The organism is Sphingopyxis sp. EU05-FHT14B03 (genome assembly GCF_058790875.1).
In genome coordinates, this window is sequence record NZ_JBYTDC010000001.1 from 991,037 (window position 1) to 1,006,472 (window position 15,436).

14 protein-coding genes are annotated in these 15,436 nt (G+C 67.0%); 6 read left to right on the top strand and 8 right to left on the bottom strand.

The genetic code is table 11. The features are described from left to right. Positions 1-82: 82 nt before the first annotated feature. The gene (locus AC3WS4_RS04890) at positions 83-2,122 is read right to left on the bottom strand and encodes a calcium-binding protein (protein ID WP_492736097.1); all 2,040 of its coding nucleotides are present in this window, start codon (positions 2,120-2,122) and stop codon (positions 83-85) included. Between the two features lie 274 nt (positions 2,123-2,396). Between AC3WS4_RS04890 and AC3WS4_RS04895 the strand changes: the two genes are divergently transcribed. From AC3WS4_RS04895 to AC3WS4_RS04910, 4 genes are all read left to right on the top strand, one after another. After that, entirely contained in the window at positions 2,397-4,067 is a 1,671-nt protein-coding gene (locus AC3WS4_RS04895; protein ID WP_492736096.1) for a M20/M25/M40 family metallo-hydrolase, read from the top strand. Between the two features lie 277 nt (positions 4,068-4,344). Further along, positions 4,345-4,593, top strand: a complete 249-nt coding sequence (locus AC3WS4_RS04900; protein WP_187669092.1) for a hypothetical protein — start codon at positions 4,345-4,347, stop codon at positions 4,591-4,593. A 67-nt stretch (positions 4,594-4,660) separates the two neighbouring features. Further along, positions 4,661-5,923 carry a L,D-transpeptidase scaffold domain-containing protein gene (locus AC3WS4_RS04905; RefSeq protein WP_492736094.1) on the top strand — a complete coding sequence of 421 codons (1,263 nt, stop codon included), beginning with the start codon at positions 4,661-4,663 and terminating at the stop codon, positions 5,921-5,923. Between the two features lie 202 nt (positions 5,924-6,125). Continuing rightward, positions 6,126-6,371 carry a hypothetical protein gene (locus AC3WS4_RS04910; RefSeq protein WP_492736092.1) on the top strand — a complete coding sequence of 82 codons (246 nt, stop codon included), beginning with the start codon at positions 6,126-6,128 and terminating at the stop codon, positions 6,369-6,371. Between the two features lie 9 nt (positions 6,372-6,380). On the opposite strand, the gene AC3WS4_RS04915 is transcribed toward AC3WS4_RS04910, so the two are convergent. From AC3WS4_RS04915 to AC3WS4_RS04930, 4 genes are all read right to left on the bottom strand, one after another. Continuing rightward, positions 6,381-7,265 (bottom strand): DMT family transporter, encoded by an 885-nt coding sequence (locus AC3WS4_RS04915; protein WP_492736090.1) that lies wholly within the window; start codon positions 7,263-7,265, stop codon positions 6,381-6,383. A gap of 94 nt (positions 7,266-7,359) precedes the next feature. Next, positions 7,360-8,709 carry an aminotransferase-like domain-containing protein gene (locus AC3WS4_RS04920; RefSeq protein ID WP_492736089.1) on the bottom strand — a complete coding sequence of 450 codons (1,350 nt, stop codon included), beginning with the start codon at positions 8,707-8,709 and terminating at the stop codon, positions 7,360-7,362. Next, positions 8,702-9,142, bottom strand: a complete 441-nt coding sequence (locus AC3WS4_RS04925; protein ID WP_492736087.1) for a DUF983 domain-containing protein — start codon at positions 9,140-9,142, stop codon at positions 8,702-8,704. Before AC3WS4_RS04925 ends, AC3WS4_RS04920 begins: the two co-directional genes overlap by 8 nt. Positions 9,143-9,232: 90 nt before the next feature. Further along, a complete protein-coding gene (locus AC3WS4_RS04930; protein WP_492736085.1) occupies positions 9,233-10,297 on the bottom strand; it encodes an endonuclease/exonuclease/phosphatase family protein in 1,065 nt (354 codons plus the stop codon). 87 nt (positions 10,298-10,384) lie between these two features. On the opposite strand from AC3WS4_RS04930, the gene AC3WS4_RS04935 reads away from it, so the two are divergent. Together AC3WS4_RS04935 and AC3WS4_RS04940 are read left to right on the top strand one after the other, a co-directional pair. Then, positions 10,385-10,960, top strand: a complete 576-nt coding sequence (locus tag AC3WS4_RS04935) for a phosphoribosyltransferase (protein ID WP_492736083.1) — start codon at positions 10,385-10,387, stop codon at positions 10,958-10,960. Then, positions 10,953-11,975, top strand: a complete 1,023-nt coding sequence (locus AC3WS4_RS04940) for an adenosine deaminase (RefSeq protein WP_492736081.1) — start codon at positions 10,953-10,955, stop codon at positions 11,973-11,975. Before AC3WS4_RS04935 ends, AC3WS4_RS04940 begins: the two co-directional genes overlap by 8 nt. On the opposite strand, the gene AC3WS4_RS04945 is transcribed toward AC3WS4_RS04940, so the two are convergent. From AC3WS4_RS04945 to AC3WS4_RS04955, 3 genes are all read right to left on the bottom strand, one after another. Next, positions 11,972-12,433 (bottom strand): hypothetical protein, encoded by a 462-nt coding sequence (locus AC3WS4_RS04945; RefSeq protein ID WP_056343882.1) that lies wholly within the window; start codon positions 12,431-12,433, stop codon positions 11,972-11,974. The two genes, AC3WS4_RS04940 and AC3WS4_RS04945, sit on opposite strands and share 4 nt — an antisense overlap. 77 nt (positions 12,434-12,510) lie before the next feature. After that, entirely contained in the window at positions 12,511-13,563 is a 1,053-nt protein-coding gene (locus AC3WS4_RS04950) for a rod shape-determining protein (RefSeq protein ID WP_492736079.1), read from the bottom strand. A gap of 185 nt (positions 13,564-13,748) precedes the next feature. Further along, the gene (locus AC3WS4_RS04955) at positions 13,749-15,293 is read right to left on the bottom strand and encodes a DHA2 family efflux MFS transporter permease subunit (RefSeq protein ID WP_492736077.1); all 1,545 of its coding nucleotides are present in this window, start codon (positions 15,291-15,293) and stop codon (positions 13,749-13,751) included. Positions 15,294-15,436 lie beyond the last annotated feature (143 nt).

Sequence of the window (15,436 nt, forward strand, 5' to 3'; positions counted from 1 at the left end):
CCGTTCTGCGTCCCGGCCTCCTCGCCGCCTAAACATCCGATATTCAGCGGCACCAGTTCGCACAACGGCAATGTGGGCGCGGCTAAAATCCGAAATCGGCGCCGGTCAGCGTCGTCGCGACGACATTTTCCAGCACCAGGAACCGCCCGCTGCTATATTCGATCACCGTGTTGGCGCCCTGTTGCGAAAAATGCGACTGCAGCGACGCGAAGTCGATATAGCTGGCGCTGAGCTGGATCCGGTCGATCCCGCGTTCGAAGTCCCTGATATAGTCGATATCGTTGCCATGGGTGCCGATGAAGAAACGGTCCGCCCCCGCGCCGCCGACCAGGACGTCGCCCCCCGCGCCGCCGTCGAGGAAATCATTGCCGGCGCCGCCGATCAGCACGTCATTGCCGCCGCCGCCGTAAAGTTCGTCGTTGCCGCCCTCGCCGTAAAGCCCGTTCGCGCCGTTATTGCCATATAATTTGTCGTTGCCCCGCCCGCCGAGCAACGTCACCGCGGTGTTGCCTTCGGCGGAGATCAGATTGTCGAGCTCGTTGCCGACGCCAAAGCTCGTGTTGCCCGACAGGTACAGATTCTCGACATTGGCGTAGAGATAGTAGCCGGCGCCGTTGATGTGGGCATAGACCGTATCGTTGCCGCCACCCACCGCCTCGAAGGTCAGGTCGTCGGGGGTGTCTACATAATATTTGTCGTCGCCGGCGCCGCCGTCCATCAGGTCATAGTCGCCCAGCGAGGCGTTGCGATCGCCGGTGCCGCCGTCCAGACTGTCGTTGCCTGCGCCCCCGACCAATATGTCGGTGAAGAAGCCGGTGCCGCCGAACAGGAAATCGTCGCCATCCTCGCCGTAAAGCGCATCGGCCTCCCCGGCCCCGTTGAGCGAGTCATTGCCGGTCCCGCCGGCGAGATAATCGATCCCGCCGCCGCCAAACAGAAAGTCGTTGCCGGCTTCGCCGAACAGGCTGTCATTGCCCAGACCGCCGTTGATGCTGTCGTTGCCGCCACCGCCGAGCAGCAATTCGCTCGCCTCGCCGCCGCGAATGTCATTGTCCTGCGCATTGCCCACCAGAAAGGTCAGGGTGTTCGAACTCGACCAGATATTTTCGATATGGGCATGCCCGTACCAGCCGCCGTTCGCGATGCGGACGAGCGCGGTGTCGGTGCCTTCACCGGCATTTTCGAACGCGATGTCCCCGGCATGATCGATGCCATAGGTGTCGTTGCCGGTCCCGCCATACAGCGCGTCGGCGAATGTCGGATCGCTCGCGAAAAAGGAGGTGTCGAGCGAATCATTGCCCTCGCCGCCGATCAGCACATCCACCCCCGTGCCGCCGCTCAGGGAGTCGTCGCCCGCCTCGCCGTACAACACGTCGTTGCCGGCATCGGAAAAGACCGAGTCATTACCCGCCCCGGCCAGGATCGTCATGTTGCCCGTCGGTGTCTTCACCCCGCCCAGCTCGGCCGAGGTCTCGATATAATTGTCGAGGTTATTGCCGACGATCGTCGCCGACTCGCGAACCCCGTTCACTGTGCGCGTGCCCAGCACGCCGCGCAGCCATTCGACATTGGCGGGCATGTAAAACACGTTCCCGCTTCCCGGCGTCTCGCGATAGAGCAGGATGATCGTGTCGCGTGTGCCCTCGCCGGGATTTTCGAAGATATAGTTCTGGTCGGCGAAGCGCACATAATAGGTGTCGTCACCAGTGCCGCCGTACATATAGGTCGTGCGGGTGCCCGTCTGAGCGGTCCCGAAGGTGGCCTCGGCGATTAGCGTGTCATTGCCCGCCTCACCGTACAGATAGCTGGTCTGGCGCCCGTTCGCAGGCAACCCCAGGCTGGCGAAATCGGCGTTTGCAAAGGCCTCGAGGCTGCCCTCCAGCGTATCATTGCCTTCGCCGCCATACAGCCTGTCGTTGCCGACCGTCGCGTAAAGCCGGTCGTTGCCGCCCTCGCCATATAAAATGTCGTCGCCGATGCCGCCATCGACCACGTCGTCGCCGCCGCCGGCATGGACGATATCGTTGCCCTTGCCGGTGGCGATCTCGTCGGCGTCGGCGGTGCCGACAATGTCATCGACGCCATCGGTGCCGGGAATCACTTTTCTTGCAACGGTCGCCACAGGATTCTCCCCACGGAAATGCACCAAAAGACAGACAGATGCGTCGCCCCCCACACCTGCCTAGATTCGACCCGGCGCGCCGCCCATCCCAATAAATTTCGGGTGGGATGCCGCATGGGTCGTCGACGGGGCGCCCGATCGCGGCAGCTTGTGGGGTGGCCCCGGAGAACATCCCCGCTGCTTTGGCGCCGCGAATGTGCCATGGACGGAAAAACGCACTCTGACGGGTCGGGACCTTCGAACCCACCCTTTCCAGCCGGGACTATACCTTATCATGTCGATGCGCCTCACCGCCGCCCTTCTCCTCGCTCTCGCCGCCCCCGCCGCCGCACAAACCGGCACGGCGCCCGCCCCGACGATCTCCGCCGACAACCTCACCGAAACGGTGCGAACCCTCGCCTCGGACCAGTTTCAGGGCCGCGCGCCCGGCACGGTCGGCGAGGAGCGCACGATCGGCTATCTCATCGGGCGGATGCAGGCCTTGGGGCTCGAACCCGGCGGAACCGACGGCGGCTGGACCCAGCCGGTGCCGCTGCTCCACACCGCGCTCGCCGCGCCGACCAGGCTGCAGTTCGCACGGAACGGCAATGTCCAACCGCTCGTCCAGGGCACTGACATCTATGTCTCGACGCTCCAGCCCGTCGATATCGCGACCGTCGCCGCCGCGCCGCTCGTCTTCGTCGGTTACGGGGTCAGCGCCCCCGAACGCGGCTGGGACGATTTCAAGGGACAGGATCTGAAGGGCAAGGTCGCGGTCTTCCTGATCAACGACCCCGATTTCTCCGCCGCCGCGGGCGAACCCGTCGCGGGCAAGTTCGGCGGCAAGACGATGACCTATTACGGCCGCTGGACCTACAAGTTCGAGGAAGCCTCGCGCCGCGGCGCGATCGCCGCGCTGATCGTCCACGACACCGACGGCGTCGGTTATGGCTGGAACGTCGTCAAAAGCGGCGGCGGCGAAAATTATGGCCTCGTCGTGCCCGCCGAAAAGCGCACCAGCCTGCAACTGCAGGGCTGGATCGCCCACGACGTCGCCGACAAGCTCTTTGCCGACGCCAAGCTCGACCTGAACCAGCTCCGCATCGCCGCGCGCCGCGCCGATTTCCGCCCCGTTCCGATGTCCGGCGTCACCCTCGACGCCGCAATCCCGGTCCGCCAAGAGGTCGTGCAGAGCCAGAATGTCCTCGCCAAAATCCCCGGCGCCAAACGCCCCGACGAGGTGGTGATGTATGGCGCCCACTGGGACGCCTATGGCGAGGGCAAGCCCGATGCGCAGGGCCGCATCTACCGCGCCGGCGCCAATGACGACGCGCTCGGCGTCGCCGGGCTGTTCGAGATCGCCCGCGCCTTCAAGGCGGCGCCCGCCCCCGACCGCAGCCTCGTCTTCGCCTTCTGGACCGCCGAGGAACGCGGCCTCCTCGGCTCCGAAGCCTATGCCCAGAACCCGATCTATCTGCCCGAAAAGACCGTCGCCAACCTCGGCCTCGACATCCTTCAGACCGCGGGCAAGGCGAAGGACGTCATCCTCGTCGGCAAGGGGCAGGGCAGCCTCGAGGACGATCTCGCCCGCGTCGCCGCGACGCAGGGCCGCACGGTCTCGGTCGAGAGCCTGCCCGAACGCGGCCTCTTTTACCGCGCCGACCATTTTTCGATGGCCAAGCGCGGCGTCCCCGTCCTGCTGATGATGGGCATCGCCGGGGCGTCCGACCTCGTCGTCGGCGGCAAGGCGGCGGGCCAGAAGTGGGTCGATGACTATACCGGCAATTGCTATCATCAGGCCTGCGACGCGTGGGACGACAGCTGGAACCTCGACGGGGCGGTGCAGGATATCGAGCTGTTCCGCACGATCGGCGACGAGCTCGCGCGCTCGGCCAAATGGCCGTCGTGGAAGGACGACAGCGAGTTCAAGGCGATCCGCGACGCGAGCGCCGCGGCGAGGCAGTAAACCTCGGCACCCTCACCCTTCCCACCGGCCTTGCCGGCGGGCCCCTTCCCTCTCCCGCCGGGAGAGGGAGGGAGGCGCGAAGCGCCGGAAGGGTGAGGGCCGAAGGACTCGCCCGCATCCCTCGTTCCACCGCCAAAACTCCCCCTCTCGTCGCGCAAAGCGCACCGCTGATCGCGCGCCCGACGCCCCCGTGCAACATTGGCCACCACGCCGCGTAGCTTTTTCGCACGCGCGTCGGGGGGAATCCCCACCCTGCGCCATTTCCAAGGAGCGACCCATGCGTTTCACCCCCCTCATCGTCACCGGGGCCGCTGCCCTGCTACTGTCAGCCTGCGCCGCCAAGGAAGAGGTCGCCATGGCCCCGCCGCCGCCGCCGGGCGCCGTTCCGGGCAGCGTCGCCGCCGACCGCGACGGCGATGGCATCATCGACGGCTATTACACCGCCGACGGCATCTATCACCCGAACCAGCCGGCTTACACCCCGCCGCCCCCGCCGCCGCCGACCCGTATCGGCGAAAAGGGCTGATCGCCCTTTGGACCAGATGACATGCCGGGGAATGCGGTGCCGCTGCATTCCCCTTTTCCTCGCGCTGATGGCGACCGCCGCGCCGATCGTCGCCTCGGCCGCGCCCGCAAAGGCCCCCGCGACGGCCAGCGCCGCCACCGGTTTGGACACCGCGCTGCGCGAACAGGCGGGCGGCGACATCAAACGCTTCTACGCCGAGCGCGGCTACAAACCGCTCTGGGTCCGCGCGGGCCGGATCGGCCCGCAGGCCGACACCCTGCTCGGCTACCTCGCCTCGGCCGATCTCGACGGCCTCAAACCCTATCGCGTCGACAAGCTGCGCGCGCTGATCCGCGACGCGCAGGGCGGCAACCCCGAGGCGGTCGTCCGCGCCGAACTCGCGCTGTCTGACGCCTTCGCATCCTATGTCCGCGACCAGCGCAAACCCGGCAAGGACCGCACCGTCTATGCCGACAAGTCGCTCAAACCCAAGCGCCCCGAAGCAATCACCGTGCTGCGTGCCGCCGCCTTCTCCAAGGATTTCGGCGCGTACATGACCGGCATGGACTGGATGAGCGAGGATTATGTCCGCCTCCGCACCCTCGCCGGGCAAGCCGCGAAACGCGGCGCCTCGCGTGACCAGATGGCGCGCCTCCGCCTCAACCTCGACCGCGCGCGCATCCTGCCCGGGCCGTGGGTCCATCATGTCGTCGTCGACGCCTCGTCGGGCCAGCTCAGCTATTATAGCGCGGGCAAGCGCGTCGGCACGATGAAGGTCGTCGTCGGCGCCCCCGCCACCCCCACGCCGTTGCTCGCGGGCCAGCTGCAATGGGCGATCCTCAACCCCTATTGGAACGTCCCCGACTATCTCGCGCAGAACAGCATCGCGCCCAAGGTGCTCGCGGGCCGCAGCCTCGCCTCGCTGCGCATGGAGGCGCTGTCGGACTGGAGTCCCGGCGCGCGCAAGCTCGACCCGTCGGAAATCGACTGGACCGCGGTCGCTTCGGGCCAGCGGGTATTGCGCCTGCGCGAACTGCCCGGCGGTGCCAATTCGATGGGCCGCGTCAAATATCTCTTCCCGAACAAGCTCGGCATCTACCTCCACGACACCCCCGACCGCGCCCTGCTCAAGAAGGACGACCGTCACTTCAGCAACGGCTGCATCCGGCTGGAGAACGCCGCCGAACTCGGCCAGTGGCTGCTCCAGCGCTCGATCAAGTCCAAGTCCAGCGCCCCCGAACAGGCCGTCGCGCTCCCGCACGAAGTCCCCGTCTACCTGACCTACCTCACCCCCGTCGCGACGAAGCAGGGCGTCGCGTTCCGTGAGGATGTGTACGGGCGCGACGGGTAGATCGACCCGTCCATGTCCCCTCCGACGTCACCCCGGGCTTAACCCGAGGTCCCGCTATTCGGCCCGGCTAAGCTGGATCCCGGATCAAGTCCGGGATGACGATGAACATCAATCTTGATATCACGGCCGAATGTTCGAACGGGCAGGCGACATATCACCCTATCCCAAGGGCCGACCGGAACCCCCGCCATCGGCGGGAATCATGCTGCTGGCCTTTGCCGCGTGGATAGGAGCCGGCGCCTATGCCCTCGAAGCGATGTGGGGCATTCTGGATCGCGCTGCGACTTCGATCGTCGCTCAGTGGATCGGTGCGGGCATAGCGTTTTCTGCCCTCGCGCTCTGCGCCCATTGGGTGATACGGATGCGGAAAGCCCGGTTTCGCGGCAGGCTCGAGGCCTATGAAGCCGCCATCCGCTCCGTCGACGTCGCATCGTCGTCGCCCGACTGACCCACGTCTCTACCTCACCTCGCGCTCGACCAGCAACGCGGTCGCGGGCTTGCGCCGCAGCGCGACGATCAGCACCCCGACCATCGCCAGCCCGCCACCGATCGCCATCCGCAAATCGAAATGATCGTGGGTGATCCACACCCCGAAACCGATCGTCGCCAGCGGGGTCATCAGCGTCAGCGGCGCGAGCAGATTGGCCTCATAGCGGTCGATCAGGTGATAATAGACCGAATGCGCGCCGACCGAGACGATCAGCGCGGTGAACAGCACCGCGGCGAGGAAGGGCCAGCCGACCGCCAGCGCCGCCGCCGCCTGCCCCTGCTCGAACGTCGCCGAGGCGAGGCCGAGCACGGTGACCGACACCAGCCCCACCCACGCCTGGAAACGGAAAGGCGCGACATCGTCGACCTGCTTCATCAGCACCGCCCCGGCGGCGCCCGAAAAGGCCGAGGCGGCGATCAGCCACAGCCCCGTCGACAGCGCGAAGCCGGGGCGCCAGGTGACGATCAGCACGCCGACGAGCGTCAGCGCGATCCCCAGCCCGCGCCGCCAGTGGATGCGCTCGCCGAGGATCAGCACCGACAGCAGCATCGTGAAGGGCACCCCCATCTGCAGCACGATCGCCGCCGAGGACGGCGAGGTCGTTTTCAGCCCGACGAACAAAAGCGCGAAACTGCCGCCGCCCAGGCACAAAGCGATGGCGACGATCCGCCAGGCCGGGCGCGGCATCGGCAGCAGCCAGGGCAGCATCACCGCCGCGACCACGGCGAAGCGCAGCGCCGCATAGAAAAGCGGCGGAATCGCCCAGCTGTCGACGATGATCTTGCTCAGCACATTGTTGAAGGCCCAGATCAGGCACACCGCAACAAGGAGGAGGAAATCGCGGACGCGCACCGTTTCACCCGAATGGCGGAAAGCCGGACGTCCGCACTCGCGGGCCGCGTTAGCAGATAGGGCTCATCATGGAACCCGCAGAACCGGGTAATCGCTATGCGGCTTTACCCGCACCCAATTCCATCTCCAGCACCGTCAGCCCGCGCGCCAGCACCTCGCGCGTCACCGCGCCGCCCAACGACACACGCAGCGCCGCCTCGCCGCCCTCGCCCGCCGCAAAGGCATCGGCGGCGATCGCGGTCACTCCCGCGCCGCGCAGCGCCTCGGCGATCCGCCCCTGATCGGCCCCGGCCGGCAAGGGCACCCACAGATGATAGCCGCTGGCATGCGCCGCATAGGAACTCGCGGGCAATATCTCCGCCGCAAGCCCCTGCCGCGCTACCGCTTCGGCGCGCGTCTCGGCGACCAGCCGGTCATAGCTGCCGTCCTCCAGCCAGCGCGTCACCAGCGCGGCGTCGAGCGGCGGCGCCATCACGCAGCTCTTGTGCACCTCGGCGGCCAGCGCCAGCGCCTCGCGCACCGACGGCGCGCGCACATGCGCGACGCGCAGCGCGGGCGACAGGATCTTCGAACAACTCGCCACATAAGTTCCCAGCTCGGGCGCGAAGCTGGTCAACGGCGCGATCGCGCGCTCGGGAAGCTGGCCATAGGCGTCATCCTCGATGATCCGCACCCCGTGCCGCCGCGCCACCTCGGCCAGCGCCCGCCGCTCGCCGGCGTCCAGCGTGCGCGTGGTCGGATTGTCGTTGGTCGGCACCACATATAGCGCCGCCACTTTTGTGGTCCGGCACAGCGCCTCCAGCGCGTCGGCGTCCATCGCCGCCAGCGGCGCGAGCGTCAGCCCCGCCTTGCGCGCCAACTGCAGGAACACCGAATAGATATGCGTCCCGCACGCCACCACATCGCCGGGCTGCAACGTCGCCGCGACGATCGCGTGCAGCGCATTTTGCGCGCCCGCGGTGACGATCACCTCGTCGGCCGAACAATCGAGGCCCAGCCGCGCGAAAATCGCCGCGCCCGCCGCGCGGTCAGCCGCGCGCCCGCCCGCCGGTGTGTAGTGCAATCGCCCGCCCGCACCCGGCGCGCGCAACAACGCACCCGCGGTGCGCTCCCATGCCGCCAGCAACGACCCGCCCGCGACCTCGGGCGGCATGTTCATGCCGGTGTCGAGCGGCGGCGGCCCCGCCGCGATCGCATCCTGCGGCAGGATGAAGCTCCCCGCCCGCCCGCGCGCGCCGATCAGTCCGCGCTGGCGCGCCTGGTCATAACCCTTGGTGACGGTGGTCAGGTCGATCCCCAGCCGCGCCGCGAGATCACGCTGCGGCGGCAGGCGATCGCCCGCGCGCAGCCGCCCCGTCTCGACCGCCGCCGCGATGCTGTCGGCGATCGCCAGATATTTGGCGCCCGGCGTTTCGTTCAGGTCGGGAATCCATGCCTCAGCCATCGCCGTCGCTCGCCACCTCCCGTTTCGCCCGCGCGTTCAGCTCGGCCCACAGTGCGCCGGTCCCCGCTTCCTGCGCCTTGTTCACATATTGCGACGCGACGAGCCAGCCCTTGATCGGGTGCAACATCAGCAGGCACGGCACGATCATCAGCGGCACCGAGGTCACCAGATGCACCCACCAGGGCGGATTCAGCGCGACCTCGAACCACACGACGAGGAACAGCAAGGGAAAGGCGACGAAGCACAGCGAGAAGAACGCCGGGCCATCGTCAGGCGTCGCGAAATCATAATCGAGCCCACACGTATCGCAATGGTCGGCGACTTTCAGCCAGCGCCGGAACATCTTTCCCTCGCCGCACCGCGGGCACAGCCCGTGCAGCCCCGCCCGATAGATCCACCGCCATTTGTCGCGACCCTCAAGCTCGCCGGTCATCGTCTTAATCCTGCATGTCACCGTGCATATACCCATACACAATGCCATACATAATATCGAGACGTTGCGGAGTCAATATTTGCGAAACGTTCAGCAGGCGGGGACGGGTGCCGCCGCCATCGCCGCGGGCCAGCGCAGTTCATAGGTGACGAGAAAGCCGTCGTGATCCGACAATCGCGGGCTGTCCGGACGGCCGTCGAACATCGCCTCGGCACGCAGCGGTCGGATCGTCAGCCGCTCGCCGTTCGCGAAAAACTGCAGGTCCTGCGTGTCCATCCACGGCGCGTCGCCGTCCCACGACAGCGCGACCGTGCATCCCGCCGCGGGGTCGATGCACACCTCATGCACCAGGGTCAGCGGGTGATGCGCGGAGAACCCCTCCCACCGCGCCTCCGAATGGCGCATGTTGAAATCGCCGCCAAAGATCAGCGCGCTCTCGGGCGCCTGCGTCCGCGCGATGAAGTCCGACGCCGCGAGCGCCTGCCGCGCATGCGCTTCCAGATTGCGCGTTTCGGCGACCCCCGACGCCTCGCGCGAATTCATATGGGTGTTATAGATGTCGATCGGTCCCGGCACCCCGGGCAGGTGGACGCGCGCGAGCATCACCCCCTTGTTCGCAAGGCAATCGAGCCCCGCACAGGCGCGCCGTCCAAAAGCGTCGGTTTCGGTCGCGACGATCGGGTAGCGCGACGCGATGGCGAGCCCGCCGCCGAGCAGGCGAAGCCCGACCTCGCCCTTCAGCGGCTTCGCCGTCCCCGGCATCCGCCCGTTCGCGGCGGCGGGCGGATCGGTGCGCCGCGGGCCGGGCACGATCGCGGGATAGCCGCTCGCGGCGACCGCACGCTTCGCGGCGGGGCTGAACATCTCCTGGAACAGCACGACGTCGGGCGCGGTGCCCGCCGCGTGCATCGCCGCCAGCCGCGAACCGATCTCGGCCAGTTCGCGCGCGCGTCCCTTGCGCGCCGGCCAGCCCAGCCCTTCCAGATTATAGGTCAGCACCGACAGCGTCGCGGTCCGGCTTTCGCCCTCGGTCCGGACCGGCATCGCGGGGGCCGCCGCGCAGGACATCATACGCAGCGGCGGCTTGGGGCCGCAGGCGGCGAGCAGCGATGCGCTGCACGCCATCAGGATCATCTGGGCATATCGGGGGGTCATCGCACCAGCCCATATCGCCGCATCGCCGATCCGTCACCGGTTCCGAGACGGATTGGCGGCGCGGCGTGGCGGGGCTATGCCACGACCATGACCACCGACAAGATTTTCCTCAGCGCCAACGACCTCCTCGCCGATTCGCTCCGGCTCGGCATGCAGGTCATCGACAGCGGCTTCCGCCCGACACATCTCGTCGGCATCTGGCGCGGCGGGGCGCCGGTAGGCATCGCGGTGCAGGAACTGCTCGATTATCATGGCCAGCATTGCGACCATATCGCGATCCGCACCTCCTCCTACCACGGCATCGACAAACAGGACGCCGAGGTCAAAGTCTTCGCGCTCGGCTATCTCATCGACACCCTCGACCCCGAGGACCGGCTGCTCATCATCGACGACGTCTTCGACAGCGGGCGCAGCATCCGCGCCTTCATCGCCGAACTAAGGGCGCGCTGCCGCCACAACATGCCGCGCGACATCCGCATCGCCACCGTCTATTATAAACCGCGCCGCAACGTCACCGATCTCCGCCCCGATTTCTTCGTCCACGAAACCGACCAGTGGCTGATCTTCCCCCACGAGATCGACGGGCTGACGATCGAGGAAATCCGCCGCCACAAGCCCGAGGCGGCGATCATCCTGCGCGAGGAGGGAAACAGCAATGCCTGACGGTTTCACGTCCAGCGACCGCGCCGCCTTCATCGCCGGCCTGCCCAAGGCCGAACTCCACCTCCATATCGAGGGTAGCCTCGAGCCCGAACTGATGTTCACCCTCGCGCAGCGCAACGGCATCGCGATCCCCTTCGCCAGCGTCGACGAGGTCAGGGCGGCTTATGCCTTCTCGAACCTCCAGGATTTCCTCGACATCTATTATCAGGGCATGGGCGTGCTCATCGCCGAGCAGGATTTTTACGACCTCACCGCCGCCTATCTGGCGCGCGCCCACGCCGACAATGTCCGCCACGTCGAAATCTTCTTCGACCCGCAGGGCCATACCGAACGCGGTGTCGCCTTCGAAACCGTCGTCGCCGGCATCACCCGCGCCCTCGACGATGCCCACGCGCGGCACGGCATCACCTCGAAACTCATCCTGTGCTTCCTCCGCCATCTCAGCGAAGCCGACGCCGAGGCGACCCTCGACGAAGCGCTGCCCTGGCTGGGCCGCATCGACGGTGTCGGCCTCGACAGCTCCGAAGTCGGCCACCCGCCCTCGAAGTTCGCGCGCGTCTTCGCCCGCGCCCGCGGCCTCGGCCTGAAAATCGTCGCCCACGCCGGCGAGGAGGGACCGCCCGAATATGTCCTTGAAGCGCTCGACATCCTCCAGGTCGACCGCATCGACCACGGCAACCGCAGCCTCGAAGACCCCGCGCTCGTCAACCGTCTCGCGGCCGAAGGCATCTGCCTCACCGTCTGCCCGCTCTCGAACCTCAAGCTCTGCGTCGTCGACGACCTCAGCGCCCACCCGCTCAGGGCGATGCTCGATGCGGGACTCGTCGCAACGGTGAACAGCGACGACCCCAGCTATTTCGGCGGCTATGTCGGCGCCAATTATCAGGCGGTCGCCGACGCGCTCGACCTGTCGAAGTCCGAACTGGTCACCCTTGCGCGCAACAGCTTCACCGGCTCATTCCTGGAAGAGGCCGACAAAGCGAAGTACCTCGCCGCGATCGACGCCTGGGCCTAAGCGGCGGGCACCAGAAACTTCAATCCCTGCAGCCGGACGACCTCGCCGCCCTCGCACACCGGCGCCGCGATCAGCCGCATCCAGCGCCGCGCGCCGGTCGCGGGCGCGATCTCGGCGTCGAGGGTGAAGCCGCGCCGGTGCTGGATCGCATAGGCGCGCAGCGTTTCCATCGCCGCGCGCGATCCTTCGCAATAGAGCGCGACCGTCTCGGCGCGCGATACGCGCGCGCCGTCGGGCAGGCCAAAGATCGTATAGACCTCGCTCGACCAGCTCAGCCGGTTGTCAGCCAGTTCGCAGCTCCATTCGCCGGGTCTGGACATCCCCGCGGGCAAGCTTCGCCCGGCATCGGCGAAGACCAGCCCCGCGTCATAGTCGTGCAACTGCCCCAGCTCGAAGTGCCGCGCACGCTCGTAAAGCGGCCAGCTATGATGGATCGGCAGGGGATGGGTCTGTTGCACGTGCGCTCCTGAGGTTCGCTCCTTAACGCTAATCGCCAACGACTAACAACAGGTGACCGACCTGCGCCCCTATGAGATCACCCCGCGATCAGCACCCCATGGTAAGCGGGGTCCTCGAACGCCATCCCCGCGCCGGTCGCCACACAGGTCAGCGCGTCCTTGGCGACCTTGACGTCGAGCCCGGTCGCCTGCGCGATCGCCTCGTCCATCCGACCGAGTAAGGCGCCGCCGCCGGTCAGGGTGATGCCTTCGTCGATGATGTCGGCCGACAATTCGGGCGGGGTCTGTTCCAGCGCCGCGCGCACCGCGCTGACGATCTGGCCGACCGGCTCGGCGAGCGCCTCGGCGATCTCGACCTCCGACACACGGATTTCGGCGGGACGGCCGTTGACGAGGTCGCGGCCCTTGACGCTGATCACCGTGCCATCGCCTTCGGGCGGCGTTGCGCAGCCGATCGCCAGCTTGACACGCTCGGCGGTCATTTCGCCGATCATCAGATTATGTTTGCGACGGATGTAGGACGAGATCATCTCGTCCATCTTGTCGCCGCCGACGCGCGCCGAATTGCTGTACGCGATGCCGCTGAGCGACAGCACCGCGACCTCGGTCGTGCCGCCGCCGATGTCGACGACCATCGCCCCGCGTGGTTCGGCGACCTGCAGCCCGGCGCCGATCGCGGCGGCCAGTGCCTCCTCGATCAGTTGCACCGACACCGCGCCGGCGTTGCTCGCCGCATCGCGGATCGCGCGGCGCTCGACCATCGTCGACCCCGACGGGACGCAGATCACGACATGGCTGCGGCGGCGCAGCCGGCTCGGGCCGCCGAGCACCTTGTCGATGAAATATTTGATCATCTGCTCGGCGACGTCGATGTCGGCGATCACGCCGTCGCGCAGCGGCCGGATCGTCTCGATATTGCCGGGGGTCTTGCCCATCATCAGCTTGGCGTCGTTGCCGACGACCTTGACCCGCCGCACGCCATCGCGCGTTTCAAGCGCGACCACCGAAGGTTCGTTGAGCACGATGCCCTGGCCGCGGGCATAAACGACGGTGTTCACGGTACCGAGGTCGATGGCCATGTCGTGCGCGGAACTGCCGAAACCTTGGCCGAAACGATGGAAAAAACTCATGGGGGGTGCGGACCCTTTTTTTTGGCGGCGTAGGGGGAGGCGGGGTCCGGTCGGCCACCCGCGCCCGCACCCTCTGTCAGGCTCGCTTGTGGCGCGCGGCGGGGCGCGTCAACCGGAACGGTAGCCGGAACGGTGGTTAATCAGGGCCGAACGATATTACCGCGCCGGGCCGTGCCCCGATCGCGTCAGTGCGAGGCGCCCATCGACACCTGCTTGGGCAGCGGCGCGCACCAAACCGCAATCGCGGCGATGACGAACACCACCCCGGCGGCGAGAAACAGGTGCAGCACCCCGATCGTGCCCGCCTGCACATCGACCATCCGCTCGATCGCCGCGCGCGCCTGTTCGATGCTCAGCCCGGCGCGTTGCAACTGATCCATCGCGCCGCCGGTGTCGTTCATATGGCTCACCAGTTCGGACCGCGCGACGCGGTTCTGGCTGTCCCACGCCGACGTCGCGATCGCCGTCCCCATCGCGCCCGACAAGGTGCGCAGGAAACTCATCAGCCCGGCCGCCGACGTCTGCTTGTCGGGCGGTACGCTCGACAGCGCGAGTGCGGTCAACCCGACGAAGAAAAAGGGCATCCCCATTCCCTGCAACAAATGCGGCAGCGCGAGCGTCCAATAGTCGACATCGGCGTTCCAGCTTGCGCGCAGGATCGACACGAACGCCATCCACATGATGCCGGCGCTGATCGAAATGCGAATGTCGATCTTGCCGATCAGCCCCGCCGCCACCGGCGACAGCAACACCGCGAACACCCCGATCCACGCGACGACATAGCCGGTCTCGGTCGCGGTATAGCCCGCCACCTGCTGCAGCCACAGCGGGGTCAGCACCACCTGCGAGAAAAAGGCGCCGAAACCCAGCGAGATCGCGATCGTCGCGAAACTGAACCCCCGGAACCGAAAGACGCGCAGGTCGACGACCGGATTTTCGTCGGTCAGTTCCCAGATGACAAAGGCGGCGAACGCGATCGCCGCGACGATCGCCAGCATCACGATCCACGTCGATTCGAACCAGTCATGCTCGCGGCCGGTGTCGAGCATCAACTGGAAGGCGCCGACCGACAGCACCAGCAGGATCAGCCCGACCGTGTCGATCCGCGCCTTGGCCTTCTTCGTCTCGAACGGCCGCAGCAGGCTCGCGACGCCAAAGAAGCAGAGCGCGACCACCGGCAGGTTGATGAAAAAGATCCACGGCCAGCTCCAGTTGTCGCTGATCAGCCCGCCGAGGATCGGCCCGAGGATCGGCGCCGTCGTCGTCGTCATCGCCCAGATCGCGAGGCCGATCCCTGCCTTCTCCTTGGGAAAGATACGCAGCAGCAAGATCTGCGACAGCGGCATCAGCGGACCGCCCGACAGCCCCTGCAGAATGCGGAAGACGATCAGTCCGTCGAGGGTCTGCGATATGCCGCAAAGGAAGGAGAAAATGCCGAAGCCGACGATCGAATAGAGGAACCAGCGCACCGTGCCGAAACGCATCGCGAGCCAGCCGGTCAGCGGCACACTGATCGCGTCGGCCACCGCATAGCTGGTGATGACCCACGTCCCCTGCGTCGGCGACACTGCCAGCCCGCCCGCGATATGCGGCACCGACACATTGGCGATGGTGGTGTCGAGCACGACGACGAAATTGGCAAGCGCCAATGCGAACGCCGCCGCGAACAGCCGCACGCCCGTCAGCGGCGCGGGTTCGTCGGACAGGATGGCGGTGGCCGAGCTAGCCACGGCTCATCCCCCAAACTCCGTCATTGCGAGCGTAGCGGGCCGAAGGCGGCCGTAGGCCAACCAATCCAGAGCGGGCTTGAACCGCCCCTGGATTGCCGCGTCGCCTTCGGCTCCTCGCAATGACGAAGTGTTTGGCAGCATCG